Genomic DNA, 18,596 nt, shown 5'->3' with positions numbered 1-18,596 from the left:
GTTGCCCTACGGTGACCGCATGGCGAGCACGACGGCCTGGCGGGCCCTCACGAGCCGGCGGTTCCTGCTGACGGCTCGTCCGTGGCGGGCGCTGGCCTACCTGGCCGGCGGCGCGGTCACGGGTCTGCTGGCGTTGCTGGTCCTGCTGCCGCTGTTCGTGGTCGGGACGGTCGGCTCGGTGGTTCTCGTGGGCATCCCGGTCCTGGTGACGCTGGGTCTGTGCGGGATTCCGCTGGCGGTGTTCGAGCGGCGGCGTCTCGCCCTGGTGGACGGGCGTCCGGCACGCAGCGGGCATGCGCCTCCACCGCGTCCGGGAGCGTGGGCGTGGGCGGTGTTCCGATACCAGGAGCAGGCGACCTGGCGGGAACTCGCCTACGCGCTGTTGCTGACGACCGTGTTGTGGCCGTTCGACCTGGCGGTGCTGACCACGGCGCTGATGTTCCCGTTGGCGTTCCTCTCGGCGCCCTATGCGCAGTCGTTCGCCGATCCCGGCGACGACCGGATCCAAGTGCTGAAACTGGTCCCGGTGAGCAGCGCGGCGCAGGCGTGGGCGCTGGTGCCGGTCGGGCTGCTCCTGCTGCCCGTCGCCGGATACCTCCTGGCGGTGGCCGCCGCCGCGCGCGGAACGGTCGCGCGGGCACTGCTCGCGACGCGGGAGACCGAGCTGGGGGTGCGGCTCGCGCAGGTGACGCGGTCCCGGTCGGAGCTGGTGGACGCCTTCGAGGTCGAGCGGCGGCGCATCGAGCGGGACCTGCACGACGGCGCGCAGCAGCGGCTCGTCGCGCTGACCATGACGCTCGGGCTGGCCCGGATCAGCACCGGGGACGAGGCGTCCGCGCTGGTGGACCAGGCGCACCGGGAGTCGCGGCTGGTGCTGGACGAGCTGCGGCGGCTGATCCGCGGCGTCCATCCCGGCGTGCTCACCGACCGGGGCCTGCGCGCCGCCGTCGAGGACGCGGCCGACTGCTCGCCGGTGCCCGTCGAGGTGGACCTGGACCTGCCCGGAAGGCTGCCGCCCGCGATCGAGAGCACCGCCTACTTCGTGGTCAGCGAGGCGCTCGCCAACGTCGCCAAGCACAGCGGCGCGGAGCGCGCGACCGTCCGGGGCGGGACCGCGGCGGGCGTGCTGGCGCTGGAGGTCCGCGACGACGGCCGCGGCGGGGCCGACCCGTCCGCCGGGACGGGCCTGGCGGGGCTCGCGGCGCGGGTCGCCGCGGTCGATGGCAGGCTGTCGCTGTCCAGCCCTGCTCAGGGACCGACCGTGCTTCGCGTGGAGCTTCCGTGTGCGCCGACCGACCTCTCCGGATAGTCCTCGCCGAGGACGGCATGCTGCTGCGCGAGGGGCTGCCCGGGCTGTTCCGGCGGTTCGGCCACCGGACGGTCGCGGCGGTCGGCGACGCGGCCGCGCTGGTCGCGGCGGTGGCGGAGCACGAACCCGATCTGGTGGTCACCGACGTCCGGATGCCGCCGGGCTTCTCGGACGAGGGCCTGCGCGCCGCGCTGGAGCTGCGCGCGGCGCGCCCGCGGCTGCCGGTGCTGGTCCTGAGCCAGTACGTCGAGCGCGACTCGGCCGCCGAGCTGCTGTCCTCGCACGGCGGCGCGGGCGTCGGCTACCTCCTGAAGGACCGGCTCGGGGACGTCGAGGAGTTCGCCGAGGCGGTCGCGCGGGTCGCGGCGGGCAGCACCGCCGTGGACCCGGAGGTCGTCCGCCGGCTGCTGCTGCGCCGCCGCGATCCGGTGAACGCGCTCAGCCCCCGCGAGCGCGAGGTGCTGGCGTTGATGGCGGAGGGCCGGTCCAACGCGGCGATCGCCCGCGCGCTGCTCGTGAGCGACGCCGCGGTGGCCAAGCACATCCGCGCCATCCTCGCGAAGCTGGACCTGCCGCCGGACGAGGACGACCACCGCCGGGTCCGAGCCGTCCTGGCCTACCTGCGCTCCGACCTGCGCGAATAGCGCGCTCAGCAGGGTCTGGCCCGGCGGCGGGTCCGGGGTTTCAGACGACGGTGACCCGTCCGGGTTCGCCGTGGCTCGCGCTGCCGACGAGGGCGGCGGGGACGCCCCGGTCGCGCAGCTCGTTCAGCAGGTCGTCCGGGTCGTCCTCGATGGCCAGGAGCAGCCCGCCGGAGGTCTGCGCGTCGTGCATCAGCACGCCGAGTTCGTCTGAAACGCCACTGCCGATGGTCACGAAATCGGCGAGGTGGCTGATGTTCGCGTTCGTCCCGCCCGGGACGAACCCGGCGGCGACCAGCTCCACGGCGCCCGGCAGCAGCGGGACGCTCGCCGCGTGGATCTCGGCGGCGAGGCCGCTGGCGCGCATCATGCGGTGCAGATGGCCCAGCAGCCCGAACCCGGTCACGTCGGTCGCGGCCTTCACCCCGGCCGCCAGCGCGACCTCCGAGGCGACAGCGTTGAGCGTGGTCATCGACGCCACCGCGGCCGCGACGCTCTCCGACGAGGCCATGCCGCGCTTGACGCCCGTCGAGACCACGCCCGTCCCGATGGCCTTGGTCAGGACGAGCCGGCATCCCGCGGTCACCTGGTCGATCGCCAGGAGCCGGTCCGGATGCGCGAGCCCGACCACCGCCATGCCGTACTTGGGCACGGGATCGCTGATGGTGTGGCCGCCGACCACGAAGCAGCCGCCAGCCCGGGCGGCGTCCGCACCACCGCGCATGACGTCGGCGAGCATCTCCACGGGCAGGGCGTCGCCGGGCCATGCGGCGAGGTTGACCGCCATCAGCGGACGGCCGCCCATCGCGTACACATCGGACAGCGCGTTGGTGGCGGCGATGCGTCCCCAGTCGTAGGGGTCGTCCACGATCGGGGTGAAGAAGTCGGTGGTGAGGATCAGCGCGCGCTCGTCGTCCAGCCGCAGGACGGCCGCGTCGTCGCCTTCTGCCGCGCCGATGAGCAGATCCCCCGAGGCCGCTTCCAGGCCCGCGCTGCCGAGCGAGGCGAACAGCCCTTCCAGCTTGCTGAGCGGAAGCTTGCAGGCGCATCCCGCTCCGGGGGACAACGCGGTGAGCTTGACGGTCCCGTAAGACGATGCACCCATGCCAGGTCCTCCGCAGCGGTGGCTCAGTGGGGCGTGACGTTCAGTTCCTTCAGGAGTGAGGCGAAGGCTTGCCTCTCGCGGGCGGGGTCGACCATGGGAGCGAGCGCGGCGCAGTGGTCGGCGAGGGCGGCGTAGAAGTCGGAGTCGTGTTCGGCCTGGTAGAGGAGTTCAGCCAGGGCGGCGGTGTCGCCAGGTGGGAAGTACCCGGGATAGGTCTCGCCGAGCAGGCCGACCGAGCTCGGGATGTGCGAGGCGATGATCGGGACGCGGGCGGCCAGGGCCTCGGAGATGACGTTGGCGCCGCCTTCGTGCAGCGAGGTAAGGGCCATGAGCCGGCTGCGGGCCAGGACGGCGAGGGCCTGCTCGCGCCCGACCGGGCCGAGCCAGTCGTAGCGCGGGTTGGCGGCGGTCTCGGCGGTGAGCACGCCGGCGAGCTCCGGCGCCCGGGTCCTGCCCACGTGGGTGACGCGGATGCGGGAGCCGGGCGGCAGCAGGCGGGTCGCCTCGGGCAGGCGCAGCGGGTCCTTGACCGGACGGGCATGAGCCAGGAAGGCGACCTCGAAGCAGTCCCCGCGCGGCGGGCGCCGCTCGATCGCGGGCACCGACTGGACGATCACGCGGGTCCGTCCGGCCAGGTCGGGGCCGACCTGCACCAGGCCGTGCGGCTGCAGGACGATCAGCCGGTCGGTCAGCGCGAGCATCGCGCGGTCGATGCCGGAGAAGTCGGGATAGAGGTCGGTGCCGGTGAGCGCCAGCACGATCGGGGCGCGCGGGTGGTCGGCGCGGAAGGCGCGCACGGCGGCGGCGCCGCGCCGGGCGTGCATGGCGAGCAGCATGGCGTGGTCGCCGGCCCGGTAGTCCTCGGCGACCTCGACGGTGTGGCCGAGGTCTTCCAGGATCCGGGTCCAGCGGCGCGTGGAGACGCCGTTGCCGTGCGTGCTGCCCGGCGCGGTCGGGGTGGCCAGCAGGATCACGGGCCGACCGCGCCCGTCCGCAGGCCGCCGAGGATGTCGCGGACCGTCCGTTCCCACACGTTGCCGATCATATGCCGCAGACCTGCCGGGCTACCGGGCTGCCGCGTTACCAGGCGTATGCCTCGGGGGCGGGCTTGGCGCCGTTCGGGGCGGGCGGCGGGAACAGCTCGTCCAGCTTGGCGAGGGTGTCGGCGTCCAGGGTGATGTCGAGGGCGCGCAGCGAGCCGTCCAGCTGGCCGAGCGTGCGGGGGCCGATGATGGGGCCGGTCACGCCGTCCTGGGCGAGCAGCCACGCGAGCCCGACGTGCGCGGGGTCCTCGCCGAGGTCGGCGCACAGCTTCTCGTAGGCGGCCAGGGTGTCGCGGTGCTGGTCGAGCGTCTCGGCCCACTGGCCCTTGCCGCTGCGCGCCGCGACGCCCTCGCGCTGCTTGCGCAGGACGCCGCTGAGCAGCCCGCCGTGCAGCGGCGACCACGGGATCACGCCCACGCCGTAGTGCCGCGCGGCGGGCAGCACCTCCAGCTCGACCCAGCGCGTCATCAGGTTGTAGATCGACTGCTCGCTGACCAGGCCGAGGAAGTGCCGCGTGCGGGCCGCCTCCTGCGCCTGCGCGATGTTCCACCCGGCGAAGTTGGACGATCCGAAGTACAGCACCTTGCCCTGCTGGCGCAGCACCGAGAACGCCTCCCAGATCTCCTCCCACGGGGTCGTCCGGTCGATGTGGTGCATCTGGTACAGGTCGATGTGGTCGGTCTGGAGCCGCTTCAGCGAGCCCTCGACCGCGCGCCGGATGTGCAGCGCGGACAGGCCGCTTTCGTTCGGGCCCTCCCCCATCGGCAGGTACACCTTCGTCGCCAGGACGGTGTTCTCGCGGCGTCCGCCGCCCTGCGCGAACCACCGGCCGACGATCTGCTCAGTGACCCCTTCGCCGAGCTGCCGCCCGTACACGTTGGCGGTGTCGAAGAAGGTGATGCCCTGGTCGCGGGCCGAGTCCATGATCGCGTGGCTGTCCTGCTCGGTCGCCTCCGCGCCGAAGTTCATGGTGCCGAGGACGAGCCGGGAGACCGAGAGGCCGCTCCGGCCGAGACGCGTGTACTCCATCGCTTCCAACCTTCCAGGGAGAATCCGTAGCCGCATCAGCTGCGATGCGAGGAAGCTACAACTTGCAACATCAATGTTGCAAGTCTGGGAAGAACAGCGACCGACACGTATACTTTCCGGCATGACGACTCAGCGGCAGGCGGCCCCGGCGGCGGGCCGCCGTCCCCTTCGCGCGGACGCCGAGCGGACGGTGACCGCGATCCTGGAGGCGGCCGAGCGCACGCTCAGCGCCGACCCGGCGGCCACGATGGAGCAGATCGCCGAGGCGGCAGGGGTGGCCCGCACGACCGTGCACCGGCGCTTCGCCACCCGCGAGGCGCTCATCGACGCGCTCGCGGTCTGGGCGACCCGCCGTTTCGCGGACGCCGTGGAGGCCGCGCACCCCGACACCGCGCCGCCGCTGGTCGCGCTGTACCAGACGACCGCGAACGTGCTGGGCGTGAAGGTCAGCTGGGGGTTCGCGATGAGCCGCGCGTCCTCGTCCGACCCGGAGGTGGAGCGCGTGCACGCCGAGATCCGCGAGACGTGCGAGCGGATGTTCCGCCGCGCCCAGGACGCGGGCATCCTGCGCGCCGACCTGGACGTCCCCTGGGCCCGGCGCGTCTACTACGCGCTCATCCACCAGGCCGACCTGCACCGGACGGACGCCGACGACACCGACACCATGGCGACGCTCGTCGTGGACACCTTCCTGCGCGGCGCCGGAACCGCCACGCCCGGCCGCCTCTGACCTGCCCATACGCGCTCACTCATGCACCCCGGGCGGATGCGAACCCTAACCGGGATGTGTATAGTCCCGGTTATGCGGATGGGCGAGAGCGTCGAATGGGGCCTGCACTGCTGCGTGACCCTGGGCTGGCTGGACGACGAGACCCCGGTCTCGATCCGGCGGCTGGCGCTCTGGTTCGACCTCCCGCAGGAGTACCTGAAGAAGCGGCTCCAGGCGCTGGCCCGGGCCGGGATCCTCACCTCGTCCCCGGGCGCGCGCGGCGGCTGGGCGCTGGCGCGCCCGCCCGGGCGGATCACCGTCATGGAGGTCGTCGCCGCCCTGGAGGACGGCCTGGACGCCCTCTTCTGCTGCACCGAGGTCCGGCAGCGCGGCATGGGCGGCGCGCCGTCCGAGTTCGCCAAACCGTGCGGCATCTCGTCGGTGATGCGCCGCGCCGAGACGGCCTGGCGGCGGGAGCTCGCCGCCCACACCATCGCCGACCTGATGGCCGGCAGCCCCCACAGCGCCGAGCGCACCCGCCGCAACTACCAGCGCATGAGCAGCACCAACGCCTGACCACCTGACCCGCCCCGCACAGAACCGGGCCGGGCCCGACCGCGAAAGGAACAGGGATGCCAAATATCCCGATAGCTCGCTACCACGCCGCAGCGGCGAACGCGGCCGAGCAGAAGCCCACCGCACAAGACAAGCCAGCGCAGAACGCACCGCCACCGAACGCAGTGCCACGGGACGCGGCACCGCAGGCCGCGCCGCCGCAGGGCACGCTGTCGCCGGTTGCGGACGCGCGGGACGCGGCGCCGCAGGTTGCGGACGCGCGGAACGCGGACGCGCGGAACGCGGACGCGCGGGACGTGCGGAACGCGGCGCCGCAGGACGCGGACGTGCGGGACGTGGGGACGCGGGGTGCCGAGGTGCGGGACGTGGGGACGCGGGGTGCGGACGCGGGGGGCGCGGGGTCGCGGGGGCTTGGGGGGGTCGGGATTCTGGCGTTGGGGACGTTCGCGGTGGGGACGGACGCCTATGTCGTCGCCGGGTTCCTGCCCGCGATGTCGCGGTCGCTGCACGTGTCGGAGTCGGCGGCTGGGCAGTCGGCGACGGTGTTCGCGATCACCTACGCCGCGCTGTCCCCGGTGCTGGCCACGCTGCTGGCGCGGGTGCCGCGCCGCGCGCTGCTGGTGGGCGCGCTGGTCGTCCTCGCGCTGGCCAACCTCGGCTCGGCGCTGGCGCCGGACTTCGGGGTCTTGATGGCGACGCGCGTGCTCGCGGCGGTCGGCGCGGCGGCGTTCACCCCGAACGCGGGCGCGGTCGCGTCGTCCCTGGTCGCGCCCGCCCAGCGGGCGCGGGCACTCGCGGTGGTGATCGGCGGGCTGACGATGGCGACCGCGCTCGGCGTCCCGCTGGGCAACCTCGCCGAACGCGCCCTGGACTGGCGCGCGGCGCTCGGTCTGGTCGCCGTGCTGTGCGCGGTGGCGGCGGTCGGCGTCCTCGCCGTGATGCCCGCGCTGCCGGGTTCGCCGCCCGTCCCGCTCACGAAGCGGCTGGCGGCGCTGCGCAGGCCGGGCGTCCTCGCGATCCTGCCGCTGACCGTTGCCGGGATCGCCGCCGGGTACGGCCTGTACGCGTTCGCGGTGCCGGTCCTGCGCGCACTGGGCGCGGACGCGTCGGAGGAGGCGTGGCTGCTGTTCCTGTACGGCGTCGGCGCCGTGCTGGGGAACCTCCTCTCGGGCTCCAGGGTCGACCGGCACGGGCCGTTCCGCGTCCAGGCCGTCGGCTTCACCGGGCTGACCGCCACGCTGGCCGCGTTCGCGGCCGCGGCGTACGCGGGCGTCCACTGGCTGCCGCTGACGGCCGTGCTGATGGTCGCCTGGGGCGCCGCGACGTGGTTCCAGACCCCCGCGCAGCAGGTCCGGCTGATCAACGCGGCGCCGGAGGAGACCGCCGTGGTCATCGGCCTGAACGCGGCCGCGCTCTACGGCGGCATCGCCCTCGGCACGGCGCTCGGCGGCCTGCTCCTGCCGGTCGGCGCGGCCCTGGCGATAACCGTGTGCGCGGGCGTGGCGCTGCTGTGCCTCCCCTACCTGGTGGTCACCCGGCACCACGGCCGGCCCGTCCTCAGCCCGCCCACGGACGCAGCTTCTCCGGGTTCCGGACGCACCACATCCGCTTGATGCGGTCGTCCTCGAACTCGAACGCGAAGACGGCGGCGGTGGTGCCCTCGTGCCGGACGACCAGGCCGGGCTGGGCGTTCACGGTCTGCTCCATCAGGTCCATGCCCTGGCCCATGCCGGCCGCGCGGGCCATGAGGTCGACCAGGTAGGCCGCGATCGCGGCGGCGCCCTCGATCGGCTCCAGCATCGCCGCGACGATCCCGCCGCCGTCGCCGACCGCGACCGCGTCCGGGGCGAGCAGCCCGACGAGCGCGCCGATGTCCTTGGCCTCCCACGCCTTCCGGAAGTCCCGGACGATCCGGGCGCTCTGCGCGGCCGGGGGCGCCGGGGTGCGGGACGCGTCCAGGCGGCGGCGCGCCGAGGAGGCCAGCTGGCGGCACGCCGCCGGGCTCCGGCCGACGATGCCGGCGACCTCGGCGAACGGGTACCGGAACACGTCGTGCAGGATGAACGCCACCCGCTCGGCCGGGGTCATCGACTCCAGGACGACCAGGAAGGCCATGTTGAGCGACTCGTCCAGCGTCACGCGGTCGGCCGGGTCGGCGTTGCCGTCGCCGGGCCGCTCGTCGAGCCAGGCGGCGCGTCCGGGGACCGGCTCGGGCAGCCACTCCCCCACGTAGCTCTCGCGCCGCACCCGCGCCGAGCCGAGCACGTCCAGGCAGACGCGGCCGGCGACGCGGGTCAGCCACGCGGCGGGGTTGCCGATGGCGTCCTGCTGCTCGCGCGGCATCGCGTACCAGCGCGCGTAGGTCTCCTGGACGGCGTCCTCGGCGTCGGCGAGGGAGCCGAGCAGCCGGTACGCCAGGTTGATCAGGTGCCGCCGCTCGCTCATCACCGCGCTGAGCGCCTCGTCGTGCACACCGCCCGTGCCGTCCATGCCGTCCATCTCGTCCCCCTCGTTCGTCGTGGCCTTCCCCTGTAAGACGGGACAGCGGGCCGGAATGTGAGGTGGACCGCGACCTCACATTCGGCGGAGCCGCGTCGTCGTATCGCCGAACGACCCGCCCTACGAACTTGGGAGTGCCCCATTATGTCCACCCTGACCAGGCTTGATGAGCTTGCCGGCGACTACGTCCTCGACGCCGGGCGCTCGCGGATCGGCTTCGTCGCCAAGCACACCGGCGGCAGCCGCGTGCGCGGGCACTTCGAGCGGTTCGAAGGCAGCGCGCACCTGGACGCCGGGGACCCGTCGCGCTCGTCCGTCCGCCTCACGATCCGCGCGGACAGCTTCCAGACCGGCAGCGGGATCCGCGACAAGCTGGTGCTCAAGCAGTACCTGCGGGCTCAGGACCACGCGACCGCCTCGTTCACCTCCACGTAGGTGCGGGCGCTGGACGGCACGGCGTTCCGCGTCACCGGCGACCTGACGATCCGCGACGTGACCCGGCCGATCACGCTCGACCTGAAGCTGACCGACGTCAAGGACGGCACCGTAGCCGCCGAGGCCCGGACGGTCATCGACCGGAACGACTGGGGTGTCAACCAGAACGCCATGAGCAAGCTGTTCGTGAGCCCGAAGGTCGAGTTGGAGATCGACGTCACCGCCGTCCGGCGTCCTTGAGGCCGGGGAGGTTCCAGAGGCGCGCGGTGCCGTCGTCCCCGGCCGACGCCAGCAGGCGGCCGTCCGCGCTGAAGGCGACGCTGTTGACCGGACCGTCGTGTCCGGTCAGCAGGCCACCGAGCGGACGGCGCCCGGACGCGTCCCAGAGGCGGATCGCGCCGTCCTCGCAGGCGGTCGCGAGGATGCCGCCGTCCGGGCTGAACGCGAGGCCGCGCGCCGGAGGCCCGGGCAGCGGGTCACCGACCGGTTCGCGCGCGGCGACGTCCCAGAACTGGACGCCATCGCCGTCAGCGGTGACCAGCGCGCGGCCGTCCGGGCTGAAGGCCAGATCGTGGACGGCCTCGCTGAGGCATTCGAGGCGTTCGCCGCGTTCCGACAGCGTGTCCGGAGTCCAGAACTCCACGCGTCCTTCGGGGTCCAGGATGGGCCCCTCGGAGTCGCCGACCGCGAGCAGCCGTCCGTCCGGGCTGAACGCGCACGCGCGCGCCTCGTCCCCGCCGACGCGGGAGCAGCCGCGCGGACGGCCGGTCGCGACGTCCCAGAGCCGCACGGTTCCGTCGAGGCTCGCGGTGGCGACGACCGTTCCGTCCGGCGAGAACGCGATGCAGGTCAGCTCGTCGGTGTGGCCTGCGTAGATGGGCATCTGCGCGTCGTCCACGAAGGGTTCGCCCAGGTACGCGCCGGTCTCCGCGTCGCGCAGGCTGACGACCCAGACCGGCGGGAACGGGTCGCCGATGTTGTTGCTGTAGTAGCCGCCGACGGCGAGCGTGCGGCCGTCCGGGCTGAAGGCCACGCACTCGGCGATCTCCACGTGCCGGGCGTCGAGGTCGCCGCGGGCGCGTCGCTCCTGGCGGCGTTTGCGCTGGCTGGCGTGCCGCTCCGGCTCCGACGGCACCGGCTCGCGGCTGCTGGCGTCCCACAGCTGCGCGTTCCCGCGTTCGGGGACGACCGCGAGCGCGTGCCCGGTCGTGTTGAACGCGACCTGCGTGATCGGCCACCGCCGCTGGAGCAGCACCTCGGCCCCCGGGGCCCGGGACGACGCCATGCCCGCCTCCCCTAAAATGATCTTATGAGCAGTATGCCGTCGCTGGACGGGCGCCGCTTCCGCGCCGTGGCCGACACGGTCGGCGGGGAGGTCGGCACCGCGACCGAGTTCGCCTACCACGAGCGCGGCGGCGAGATCTGGGCCGAGTACGCGGGCGGCGAGATCCGGCGCGGCTTCCTGGTCGGCGTCCGCGCGGGCGACCGGATCGAGTTCCGGTACGCGCAGCTCAACGCGGTCGGCGAGACGTCCACCGGGCACTGCGTGTCGGAACTGCGGCTCCTCCCGGACGGCCGGCTCCGGCTGGACGAGACCTGGGAGTGGGAGTCGCGTCCCGGCTCGGGCACCAGCGCGGTCGAAGAGGTCCGCTGACGAGCTGACGCGCGGCCCGGTTCTGCTCGCCGTCAGGTGGGCTTGTCGCGCAGTTCCTGGGTCGCGCCGCGGTAGGCGGCGGCGACGTGGGTGAACATCTCCAGCATCACCGCGGCCTGCTCGGGGCCGAAGTGCTCCGCCACCTTCTCCAGGTGGCGCTGTGAGGTCATGGCCGCCTCGTAGTACCCGGCCATGCCGTCCTCGACCGGCTCGACGATGACCGCGCGACGGTCCTGGGCGCTGCGGGTGCGGCGCACGTAGCCGCCGCGTTCGAGGCGGTCGACGAGCCGGGTCGCGGACGCCGAGGGCAGGTCCAGCTCGGCGGAGATCGCGCCGACCGGGAGCGGGCCGCGCATCTCCATCAGGATCAGCGCGGCGACGTCCACGGTCTGCAGGCCGAGCCGTTCGGCGACCGCCTGGTTGTGCAGCATGAACGAGATCACGAACTCGCGGTACAGGTCCGCCGCCGGGTGACTGTCGGGCACGGTTCCACTCTACTGCTTTCCGATGTATCTTCGAAGCGGAGATACTCCGATGGGAGAAGATATGGACGTCATCGTGATCGGCGCAGGGGTGGGCGGGCTGGCCGCGGCCCGGCGGCTGCTGGCGGACGGGCACCGCGTGCGGGTCTTCGAGCGGGCCCCCGCCCGCCGGACCGGCGGCGCGGCGCTCACCATCTTCGGCAACGGCGCGGCGGTGCTGAGCGACCTCGGCATCAGCCTGGACGGCATCGGCGGGCGCATCGACCGGATCGACGCGCGCACCGACGGCGGCCGCCTGCGCACCACCATGGACCTCGCGCACACGGCGGAGACCTACGGCTTCCCGACCCGTTCGATCTCCCGCCGCCAGATCGTGGACCTGCTTTCGGACGGCCTCCCGGACGACCTGATCCGGCACGGCATGGCCTGCACGCGCGTCGAGCACGACGCCGACCGCGTCACGGCCCATTTCGAGGACGGCACGTCGGTCACCGGCGACCTCCTGGTGGGCGCGGACGGAATCCACTCGGCCGTCCGGCGGCAGCTGTGGGGCGAGGGGACCGTCCGGCCCGCGTCGTTCGGCACCTGGCAGGGGCTCAGCCCGATCGACATCGACATCACCGACACGACCCTGCACTACATGATCACCGGTAAGGAGGGCGCCTGCGGGCTCATCCCGGCCGGTCCGGGCCTGCTCCAGTGGTGGTTCGACGTGCGCTGGAAGCCGTCCGACCCGCGCCCGGACGCCCCGCTGGAGATGCTGCGCGACCGGTTCGGCCACTGGGCCTACCCCGTCCCGCAGGTGCTCGCCGCCGCGACCGAGGACGACCTGGACTTCTTCGGCCACCGCTGGAACAAGGTCCGCCGCGTCTGGGGCGAGGGCCGGATCACGCTGCTCGGCGACTCCGCGCACACCATGCCGCCGACGCTCGGGCAGGGCGCGAACCAGACCTTCGAGGACGCCTGGGTGCTCGGGCGCGAACTCGCCAAGGACGACAAGCCTGTGGCGGACCGCCTGCGCGCCTACGAACGCGCCCGCTACCCGCACGTCAACCTGGTGTCGCGGATGGCCAGGCGCAACCCGGCGAACTGGCGCATCCCGCCGTTCATCGGCCGCCGCATCCCCGAGACGTCCCAGACCAAGTTGCTCATCCGGTTCAGCAACCGGCTGACCGACGGGCCGCTCCCGTCGGCGACGCGCGACGCGGTGGCGGCGGGCGGCGGCGCGGGCTAGAGCGGCAGGAGCGAGGACGGCGCGGGGACGTTCAGCGGCGCGGCGGCCGGTGTCAGGCGTCCGGACTCCGGTTCGCGCCGGAAGGACGTCACCGTGTGGGAACGCTGGTTGGCGCAGAACAGCAGCCGTCCGTCCGAGGTGAGGGCGATGTCCCGCGGCCAGTCGCCGCCGCAGGAGACGATCTCGACCGGTTCCAGCGCCGCGCCGCCGTCCAGGACGGCATGGACGGCGATCGTGTCGTCGCCCCGGTCCGTGCTGTAGACGTGGCGGCCGTCCGGGGCGACGCGGACGGCAGCGGAGAAGTTGGCGACGGGGCTGGCCGCGTCGCCGCGGGTGGGGAGTTCGGCGCCGGGTTCGAGGCGGCCGGACTCCACGTCCCAGGCGCAGACGATGAGCGTGCAGGACAGCTCGTTGACCAGGTAGGCGTGCCGTCCGGACGGGTGGAAGGCGAGGTGGCGCGGGCCCCGGCCGTCCGGGACGCGGGTGGTGCCGTGCGCGGTGAGCCGCCCGGTGCTCGGGTCGAACGCGTACACGTGGACGGCGTCCGCGCCGAGGTCGGTGCACAGGACGAACCGGCCGTCCGGGGAGATCGCGGCCATGTGGGCGTGCGACCCGGACTCGTGGCCGATGGCCTGGACGGGTTCGGACGCGGTGATCCGCCCGTCCTCGCCGGTCGGCAGGACGGACAGGACGCCGTCGCCGTAGTTGGCGACGAACACGTACGGCGCGTCCGGGTGGACGGCCAGGTGGCAGGGCAGCGCTCCCCCGCTCGACGCCTCGGCGACCTGCGCGTCCAGGTAGAGCGGGATCGAGGCGACGCGTCCGGTGTCCTCCTCCAGGACGGCGTGCAGCATGCCGTGCCGCTCGTCGAAGGCGGCATAGGACGGTTCGACCAGCGGCATCGACCGCTCGATGGTCACCATGCCGGACGCGTCGTACCGGGCCCGGTGCAGGGCCACGCCGGGGACGGGCCCGGAACTGCCGATGACAAGGCCGCCGGACGTCTTCGGTGCGTGGTTCACGGTGTCGGTCCCTGCTCTAGTGCCTCGTTCAACCGGTCGAGCCAATTCTGGACGGGCCCGAAGGTGAGCATGCCGCTTCCGGCTCCGGCGAGCTCCCCGGCGGCGGGCCGCAGCTCATCGCGCAGGCGGAGCATCGCGGCCCTGTCGCCCAGCCGCCGGGCCGTCTCGGCGTGCAGGACGGTCCGGGCCTCGAACAGCAGGTCGCGAGGCGAGGGCGGGATGTCGCGGGCAGCCTTTTCGGCCTCGTCGCGGCGTCCGCGCATCAGCAGGAGCAGCGGCCGCGTCCAGGGTTCGTAGGGGCCCCAGTCCATGTCGGCCAGGTCGGCGGCGTCGGTGCCGGTGCGCAGGCGCAGGCCGAGGAGCGCGAGCGGGAGCAGGCCGTCCTGGACGCCGCTCATGCCGGTGCCGTCCAGGCGGGCGGCGGCGCGGCGGTACGCGTTCGCGGCCTCCGGCGACCCGGATTCGGCCGTCCGCAAAGCCCGGTACCAGTCGGTGAACACGCTGGGAAGCGGCAGGTCGTAACGGTCGGCGAGCGCGTCGGCCGCGTCGGCGTGCCGGTCGGCCTCGGCGAAATCGGCCAGCGCCGCCCGCGACTGCACCAGGATCAGGTGCGCGAGGATCTCGTACGGGACGAGCCCGTTGCCGTGCGCGAGCGCCAGCAGCTCGTCGGCGGGCTTCGCGCGTTCGGCGGCCAGGCCCGCGCGGTGGAAGGTCTGCATGTAGCGGGCGTTGAGCGCGAACGCCAGCAGCCGCGGGTCTTCGACGGACCTGGCGAGGTGCTCGGCCTCGCGGGCGGCCTCGTCGCCGCGTCCGCTGGCATCGGCGCGCAGCTCCATGGCGATGGTCGCCAGCAGGCGCGCGTGCTCGGCCGGGTACTCGGCGGGCGGCAGCGCGGTGAGGAGGCGCTCGGCGGTTTCGGCCGTCCGCTCGGCGAGTTCCGGGTCGTCGGTGGACGTCCAGTTCGCGGGCAGGTCGAACGCGCCGAGCACGCGCGCCGCCAGCAGCGGATCGGCCAGCGCCTCGGCGGCCTCCAGCGCGGTCGCCCGCTGCCGCCGCGCCCCGGCCAGGTCCCCGGTGAGCGCCAGCGCCCGTCCGAGGCCCATCCGGATCTCCAGCATCTCGCGCGGCTCGACGCCGGCTTCGGAGTCCGCGTTGTCGAGGGCGGCGCGCCACCAGCGCAGGGCGCTGCGGGGTTCGACGCGGCGCTCGGCGCGTTCGGCGGCGGCGCGGGCGTAGCGCGCGGCGGACGGGCCGCCGGGACCGCGCACCAAGTGGTGGGCGATGGCCTCCACGTCGCCGGGACGGGCGCGTTCGACCAGTTCGGCGATGCGGGCGTGCCAGCGGACGCGACGCGCGCCGGGCAGGTCGGCGTACAGCGTCTCGCGGATCAGCGGGTGCGCGAACGCGAGCCGTCCGCGTCCGGGCTCGGCGAGGAACCCGGCCCGCAGGCCGCTCTCGACGGCGTCCAGGACGCGCTCCTCGTCGCCGCCGAGCGCGATGAGGACGTCCAGGTCGATGTCGTCGCCCAGCACCGCGGCGCGGTTGAGGACGCCGCGCGCCGGGTCGTCCAGCCCCTCGAACCGGTGCCGCAGGACGTCGCGGACCCCGGCGGGCACCTCGTCCAGCGCTCCGTCCGACTCCCAGAGCCGGACCAGCTCGCGGATGAAGAACGGGTTGCCGCCGCTGCGGCGCTGGACCGCCCGCACGGCCTCGTCGGTGATCGGGCCGGGCGCCAGGGCGCGGACGAGCCGGTCGGCCTCGGCCGCGTCCAGCCCGCCGAGGTAGACCCGGGCGGGTTCGGCGCGGGCGAGGCGGGCGAGGGTCTCGGCGAGCGCGCCGGGGATCTCACCCGCGCGGAACGTCCCGACGATCGCGATCCGCGTCGTGTCGAGGCTGGTGACGAGGGTGGTGAGCAGGGCGAGGGTCTCCTCGTCCGTCCAGTGCAGGTCGTCGAAGACCAGCAGCAGCGGGCGCGCGACAGCCAGCCGGGCGAGGTACCCGGCGATCGCGCGGTGGCGCAGGAAGCGGGCCTGGAGCGGGTCGGCCCCGGCGGTCTCGACATCGTCCGGCGGCTCGTGGCCCGCCGCGACCAGGTCCCGGACGATCTGCTGCCACGGCCAGCCGCCCGGAGCGCCGGGCACCTCGGGCGCGGCGCCCCGCGCGGTCGTCCAGCCCCGCGCCGCCAGCCGCTCGGCCAGCACGCGGGTCAGCGCCGTCTTGCCCGTGCCGGGACCGCCCGACACCAGGGCCGGCCGTCCGGCCTCGGCGGCCTGCTCCAGCGCGGACAGCTCGTCGGAGCGCCCGACGAACGCCTCGGCCGGCGCTTCGGCGGGCGCGGGGCGGGCGGTCTCCGGCGGGAGCAGCCGCGGGGCCTGGGCAAGGATGTCGGCCTCCAGGCGGCGCAGGTCCTCCCCCGGATCGAGGCCCAGCTCCTCGCGCAGGACGTCTCGGGCCCGCCGCAGCGCGCCGAGCGCGTCGCCCTGCCGCCCCGACCGGTACAGCGCGAGCGCCAGCAGCCCCCACGCGTCCTCGCGCAGCGGATGCGCGGCGGCGTGCGCCTCCAGGTCGGGCACGGTCTCGGCGGCGCGGCCCAGGTCCAGCGCGGCACGGGCGCGCCGCTCGACCGCCAGCAGCCGCAGCTCGGTCAGCTTGGTGATCTCGCCGCGGGCCCAGGGCCGGTCCTCGAACTCCGCGTAGGCGGGACCGCGCCACCAGCCGAGCGCCTCGTCCAGGCGGGCGTGCGCGTCCGCGATCCGGCCCGCGTCGAGCAGCCCGGCGGACGCCGCGACCGCCTCCCGGAACCGCGTCGCGTCCACCGCGCCGGGCGCGGTGCGCAGCACGTACCCGGACGGGGCGGTCACCAGCAGCCGGGACGGGGTGCGCGGCGGACGGTCCGGTTCCAGCGCGCGGCGCAGCGTCCCGACGAAGGTCTGCACCGCGCCGAGCGCCTTCTCCGGCGGGTCGCCGTCCCACAGGTCGTCCACCAGGACCGACGCGGGCACGACCCGGCCGCCGGCGACCAGCAGCCGGGCCAGCACCGCGCGCGGCCGGGCCCCCCGGACCTCGACGGACCGGCCGTCCGCGCCGCTCACCGCCAGCGGCCCGAGGACGCCGAACGTCACCTCCCCCACGTCCCCCACGCTATCGGCGCGCGCCGGTCACCGGGCGAGCAGGGCGCGCAGCGCCTTGGTCACCTCGGCCGGGTCCTCCTCGGCCATGAAGTGGCCGCTGGAGACGGTGCGGTGGTCCAGGTCGCCGGCCCACTCCCGCCAGAGGCCCGCGGCGTCGAAGCCGAGCGCCGAGCCCCAGTCCTGCTGCAGGACGGTCACCGGCATGGTCAGCCGCCGCCCCGCCTCGCGGTCGGCGGTGTCGTGCTCGACGTCGATGCCCGCCGAGGCCCGGTAGTCGGCCACGATCGACGGCACGGCCTCGCGGCTCGCCTTCAGGTACGCCGCGCGCGCCTCGGCCGGGATCGCGTCCGGGTTCTTGGTCCAGATGTCCAGGAAGTGGCCGAAGAACGCGTCCGCGCTGGCCGAGATCATCTGCTCGGGCAGGCCGGGCGGCTGCGCCATCAGGTACAGGTGGAACCCGATCGCGCCGCGGACGCCCCGCATGACGTCCCACATGTCCAGCGTCGGCAGGACGTCCAGGGACGCCAGGTGCGTCACGGCGTCCGGGTGGTCCAGCCCGGCGCGGATCGCGACCAGCGCGCCGCGGTCGTGCCCGGCCAGCGCGAACCGCTCGTGGCCCAGCTCGCGGGCCAGCGCCACGACGTCGGCGGCCATCGCCCGCTTGGAGTAGGCCGTCCCGTCGGGGTCGGCGGGCTTGTCGCTGTCGCCGTACCCGCGCAGGTCCGGGGCGATGACGGTGTGGTCGGCGGCCAGGTCGGCGGCCACGTGCCGCCACATCAGGTGGGTCTGCGGGAAGCCGTGCAGCAGCACGACCGGGCTGCCCGACCCGCCCACGGCCGCGTTCAGCGCCACCCCGTCGGCCACCTGCACCCGCCGGTAAGCGAACCCTTCGATCTTCATGACGTCCCCGATCTGTAGTCGTCTCTCTCGGACACCCCCCACCTTGCGCTCCCCCGATCAGCCCCTAATCAGCCCCCGATCAGCGACCACCGCGCCCCCGTCTACGGTCGGTTCATGGATCCGAGCGAAGAGGCCCTGCTGGCCGAGCAACGCGCGTTCTACCGCGCGTTCGCCGAGGAATACGATCATGTGTACGCGGTGCGCGGGAGCCTGCGGCGGCTGATCGAGCGTTTCGACGAGCTGCCGATCGGCGGTGACGTGCTGGAACTGGCGTGCGGCACCGGCCAGTGGACTCGGCGGCTGGCCGCGAAGGCGCGCTCGCTGACGGCGGTGGACGCGGCGGCCGAGATGCTGGAGATCGCGCGGTCCCGGGTCGGGCCGGACGTCGAGTTCGTCCAGGCGGACATCTTCTCCTGGCGGCCGGAGAAACGGTACGACACGGTGTTCTTCTCCGCATGGCTCTCGCACATCCCGCCCGCGCGCCTGCCCGCGTTCTGGCGGAGCGTCGCCGCGATGCTCACCCCGGACGGACGCGCCGTCTTCATCGACGAGAACCCCCGCGCGTCCGCCACCGAGACCGTCCTGACCGGCGAGGCGACCCCCGCCGTCCTGCGCCGCCTGCCAGACGGCAGCGCATACCGGGTCGTCAAGGTCTTCCATGACGCGGACGCGCTGGCGGCGATGCTCGCCGCCGAGGGCTGGACGGCGTCCGTCCGCGAGGCGGAGCAGGAGTTCATCATCGGCGTAGCACACCCACCCACCCCCTGAGCCGCCCGCAACGTTCGCGCTGCCGCCGTCCACGTTCCCGGCGGTTTCGCCGCCGGAG

17 protein-coding genes and 1 pseudogene are annotated in these 18,596 nt (G+C 74.2%); 9 read left to right on the top strand and 9 right to left on the bottom strand.

The genetic code is table 11. The features are described from left to right. Window positions 1–19 precede the first annotated feature (19 nt). Together FHU30_RS35160 and FHU30_RS35155 are read left to right on the top strand one after the other, a co-directional pair. Window positions 20–1,309, top strand: coding sequence for a sensor histidine kinase (locus FHU30_RS35160; protein WP_253881857.1), 1,290 nt, complete (start codon window positions 20–22; stop codon window positions 1,307–1,309). A 17-nt stretch (window positions 1,310–1,326) separates the two neighbouring features. Continuing rightward, window positions 1,327–1,953: a LuxR C-terminal-related transcriptional regulator gene (locus FHU30_RS35155; protein WP_253881907.1), complete on the top strand. Its 627-nt coding sequence runs from the start codon at window positions 1,327–1,329 to the stop codon at window positions 1,951–1,953. Between the two features lie 40 nt (window positions 1,954–1,993). On the opposite strand, the gene selD is transcribed toward FHU30_RS35155, so the two are convergent. From selD to FHU30_RS35140, 3 genes are all read right to left on the bottom strand, one after another. Continuing rightward, window positions 1,994–3,055 carry a selenide, water dikinase SelD gene (gene selD / locus FHU30_RS35150; protein ID WP_253881856.1) on the bottom strand — a complete coding sequence of 354 codons (1,062 nt, stop codon included), beginning with the start codon at window positions 3,053–3,055 and terminating at the stop codon, window positions 1,994–1,996. Between the two features lie 23 nt (window positions 3,056–3,078). Then, window positions 3,079–4,029 (bottom strand): selenoneine biosynthesis selenosugar synthase SenB, encoded by a 951-nt coding sequence (senB, locus tag FHU30_RS35145; protein ID WP_253881855.1) that lies wholly within the window; start codon window positions 4,027–4,029, stop codon window positions 3,079–3,081. Between the two features lie 106 nt (window positions 4,030–4,135). Next, on the bottom strand, window positions 4,136–5,128 hold the full coding sequence (locus FHU30_RS35140; RefSeq protein ID WP_253881854.1) for an aldo/keto reductase: 993 nt from the start codon (window positions 5,126–5,128) through the stop codon (window positions 4,136–4,138). A gap of 121 nt (window positions 5,129–5,249) precedes the next feature. On the opposite strand from FHU30_RS35140, the gene FHU30_RS35135 reads away from it, so the two are divergent. From FHU30_RS35135 to FHU30_RS35125, 3 genes are all read left to right on the top strand, one after another. Then, window positions 5,250–5,858: a TetR/AcrR family transcriptional regulator gene (locus FHU30_RS35135; protein WP_253881853.1), complete on the top strand. Its 609-nt coding sequence runs from the start codon at window positions 5,250–5,252 to the stop codon at window positions 5,856–5,858. Between the two features lie 78 nt (window positions 5,859–5,936). Continuing rightward, window positions 5,937–6,413, top strand: coding sequence for an RrF2 family transcriptional regulator (locus FHU30_RS35130; protein WP_253881852.1), 477 nt, complete (start codon window positions 5,937–5,939; stop codon window positions 6,411–6,413). A 56-nt stretch (window positions 6,414–6,469) separates the two neighbouring features. Next, entirely contained in the window at window positions 6,470–8,026 is a 1,557-nt protein-coding gene (locus FHU30_RS35125; protein WP_253881851.1) for an MFS transporter, read from the top strand. Here the strand turns inward: FHU30_RS35125 and sigJ are convergent. Beyond that, window positions 7,971–8,912, bottom strand: coding sequence for an RNA polymerase sigma factor SigJ (gene sigJ / locus FHU30_RS35120; RefSeq protein ID WP_253881850.1), 942 nt, complete (start codon window positions 8,910–8,912; stop codon window positions 7,971–7,973). The two genes, FHU30_RS35125 and sigJ, sit on opposite strands and share 56 nt — an antisense overlap. A 144-nt stretch (window positions 8,913–9,056) precedes the next feature. Between sigJ and FHU30_RS35115 the strand changes: the two are divergent. Beyond that, window positions 9,057–9,587, top strand: a pseudogene (locus tag FHU30_RS35115) (YceI family protein). Here FHU30_RS35115 and FHU30_RS35110 read toward each other — a convergent pair. Further along, window positions 9,565–10,632: a WD40 repeat domain-containing protein gene (locus FHU30_RS35110; protein ID WP_253881849.1), complete on the bottom strand. Its 1,068-nt coding sequence runs from the start codon at window positions 10,630–10,632 to the stop codon at window positions 9,565–9,567. The pseudogene FHU30_RS35115 and the gene FHU30_RS35110 overlap by 23 nt on opposite strands. Window positions 10,633–10,656: 24 nt before the next feature. On the opposite strand from FHU30_RS35110, the gene FHU30_RS35105 reads away from it, so the two are divergent. Then, window positions 10,657–11,001, top strand: a complete 345-nt coding sequence (locus FHU30_RS35105; protein WP_253881848.1) for an avidin-fold protein — start codon at window positions 10,657–10,659, stop codon at window positions 10,999–11,001. A 32-nt stretch (window positions 11,002–11,033) separates the two neighbouring features. On the opposite strand, the gene FHU30_RS35100 is transcribed toward FHU30_RS35105, so the two are convergent. Next, window positions 11,034–11,486, bottom strand: a complete 453-nt coding sequence (locus tag FHU30_RS35100; protein ID WP_253881847.1) for a MarR family winged helix-turn-helix transcriptional regulator — start codon at window positions 11,484–11,486, stop codon at window positions 11,034–11,036. 61 nt (window positions 11,487–11,547) lie between these two features. Between FHU30_RS35100 and FHU30_RS35095 the strand changes: the two genes are divergently transcribed. Further along, window positions 11,548–12,717 carry an FAD-dependent monooxygenase gene (locus FHU30_RS35095; RefSeq protein ID WP_253881846.1) on the top strand — a complete coding sequence of 390 codons (1,170 nt, stop codon included), beginning with the start codon at window positions 11,548–11,550 and terminating at the stop codon, window positions 12,715–12,717. On the opposite strand, the gene FHU30_RS35090 is transcribed toward FHU30_RS35095, so the two are convergent. Genes FHU30_RS35090 through FHU30_RS35080 form a run of 3 tightly spaced genes read right to left on the bottom strand, consistent with a single transcriptional unit; the run spans window position 12,714 to window position 17,770 of the window. Then, the gene (locus FHU30_RS35090) at window positions 12,714–13,739 is read right to left on the bottom strand and encodes a lactonase family protein (RefSeq protein ID WP_253881845.1); all 1,026 of its coding nucleotides are present in this window, start codon (window positions 13,737–13,739) and stop codon (window positions 12,714–12,716) included. The two genes, FHU30_RS35095 and FHU30_RS35090, sit on opposite strands and share 4 nt — an antisense overlap. Next, complete coding sequence (locus FHU30_RS35085; RefSeq protein WP_253881844.1) at window positions 13,736–16,870, bottom strand: ATP-binding protein; 3,135 nt, start codon at window positions 16,868–16,870, stop codon at window positions 13,736–13,738. The genes FHU30_RS35090 and FHU30_RS35085 overlap by 4 nt, the downstream gene beginning before the upstream one ends. 27 nt (window positions 16,871–16,897) lie before the next feature. Next, window positions 16,898–17,770 carry an alpha/beta fold hydrolase gene (locus FHU30_RS35080; RefSeq protein WP_253881843.1) on the bottom strand — a complete coding sequence of 291 codons (873 nt, stop codon included), beginning with the start codon at window positions 17,768–17,770 and terminating at the stop codon, window positions 16,898–16,900. Between the two features lie 114 nt (window positions 17,771–17,884). On the opposite strand from FHU30_RS35080, the gene FHU30_RS35075 reads away from it, so the two are divergent. Further along, window positions 17,885–18,538 (top strand): class I SAM-dependent methyltransferase, encoded by a 654-nt coding sequence (locus tag FHU30_RS35075; protein WP_253881842.1) that lies wholly within the window; start codon window positions 17,885–17,887, stop codon window positions 18,536–18,538. The last annotated feature ends 58 nt before the right edge of the window (window positions 18,539–18,596 follow it).

The sequence above is a fragment of the Actinomadura rupiterrae genome (assembly GCF_024172125.1).
GTDB lineage: Bacteria > Actinomycetota > Actinomycetes > Streptosporangiales > Streptosporangiaceae > Spirillospora > Spirillospora rupiterrae.
Note: the sequence above shows the minus strand (reverse complement) of the source record. Positions and strands in the feature narration are given on the sequence as shown.

What these genes read in the sequence shown, in the direction of transcription:
- sigJ (WP_253881850.1), bottom strand. Translation starts at nt 8,912, where the DNA reads ATGGACGGCATGGACGGCACGGGCGGTGTGCACGACGAGGCGCTCAGC.
- selD (WP_253881856.1), bottom strand. Translation starts at nt 3,055, where the DNA reads ATGGGTGCATCGTCTTACGGGACCGTCAAGCTCACCGCGTTGTCCCCC.
- FHU30_RS35075 (WP_253881842.1), top strand. Translation starts at nt 17,885, where the DNA reads ATGGATCCGAGCGAAGAGGCCCTGCTGGCCGAGCAACGCGCGTTCTAC.
- FHU30_RS35135 (WP_253881853.1), top strand. Translation starts at nt 5,250, where the DNA reads ATGACGACTCAGCGGCAGGCGGCCCCGGCGGCGGGCCGCCGTCCCCTT.
- FHU30_RS35160 (WP_253881857.1), top strand. Translation starts at nt 20, where the DNA reads ATGGCGAGCACGACGGCCTGGCGGGCCCTCACGAGCCGGCGGTTCCTG.
- FHU30_RS35140 (WP_253881854.1), bottom strand. Translation starts at nt 5,128, where the DNA reads ATGGAGTACACGCGTCTCGGCCGGAGCGGCCTCTCGGTCTCCCGGCTC.
- FHU30_RS35080 (WP_253881843.1), bottom strand. Translation starts at nt 17,770, where the DNA reads ATGAAGATCGAAGGGTTCGCTTACCGGCGGGTGCAGGTGGCCGACGGG.
- FHU30_RS35105 (WP_253881848.1), top strand. Translation starts at nt 10,657, where the DNA reads ATGAGCAGTATGCCGTCGCTGGACGGGCGCCGCTTCCGCGCCGTGGCC.
- FHU30_RS35125 (WP_253881851.1), top strand. Translation starts at nt 6,470, where the DNA reads ATGCCAAATATCCCGATAGCTCGCTACCACGCCGCAGCGGCGAACGCG.
- FHU30_RS35155 (WP_253881907.1), top strand. Translation starts at nt 1,327, where the DNA reads ATGCTGCTGCGCGAGGGGCTGCCCGGGCTGTTCCGGCGGTTCGGCCAC.
- FHU30_RS35095 (WP_253881846.1), top strand. Translation starts at nt 11,548, where the DNA reads ATGGACGTCATCGTGATCGGCGCAGGGGTGGGCGGGCTGGCCGCGGCC.
- FHU30_RS35110 (WP_253881849.1), bottom strand. Translation starts at nt 10,632, where the DNA reads ATGGCGTCGTCCCGGGCCCCGGGGGCCGAGGTGCTGCTCCAGCGGCGG.
- FHU30_RS35130 (WP_253881852.1), top strand. Translation starts at nt 5,937, where the DNA reads ATGGGCGAGAGCGTCGAATGGGGCCTGCACTGCTGCGTGACCCTGGGC.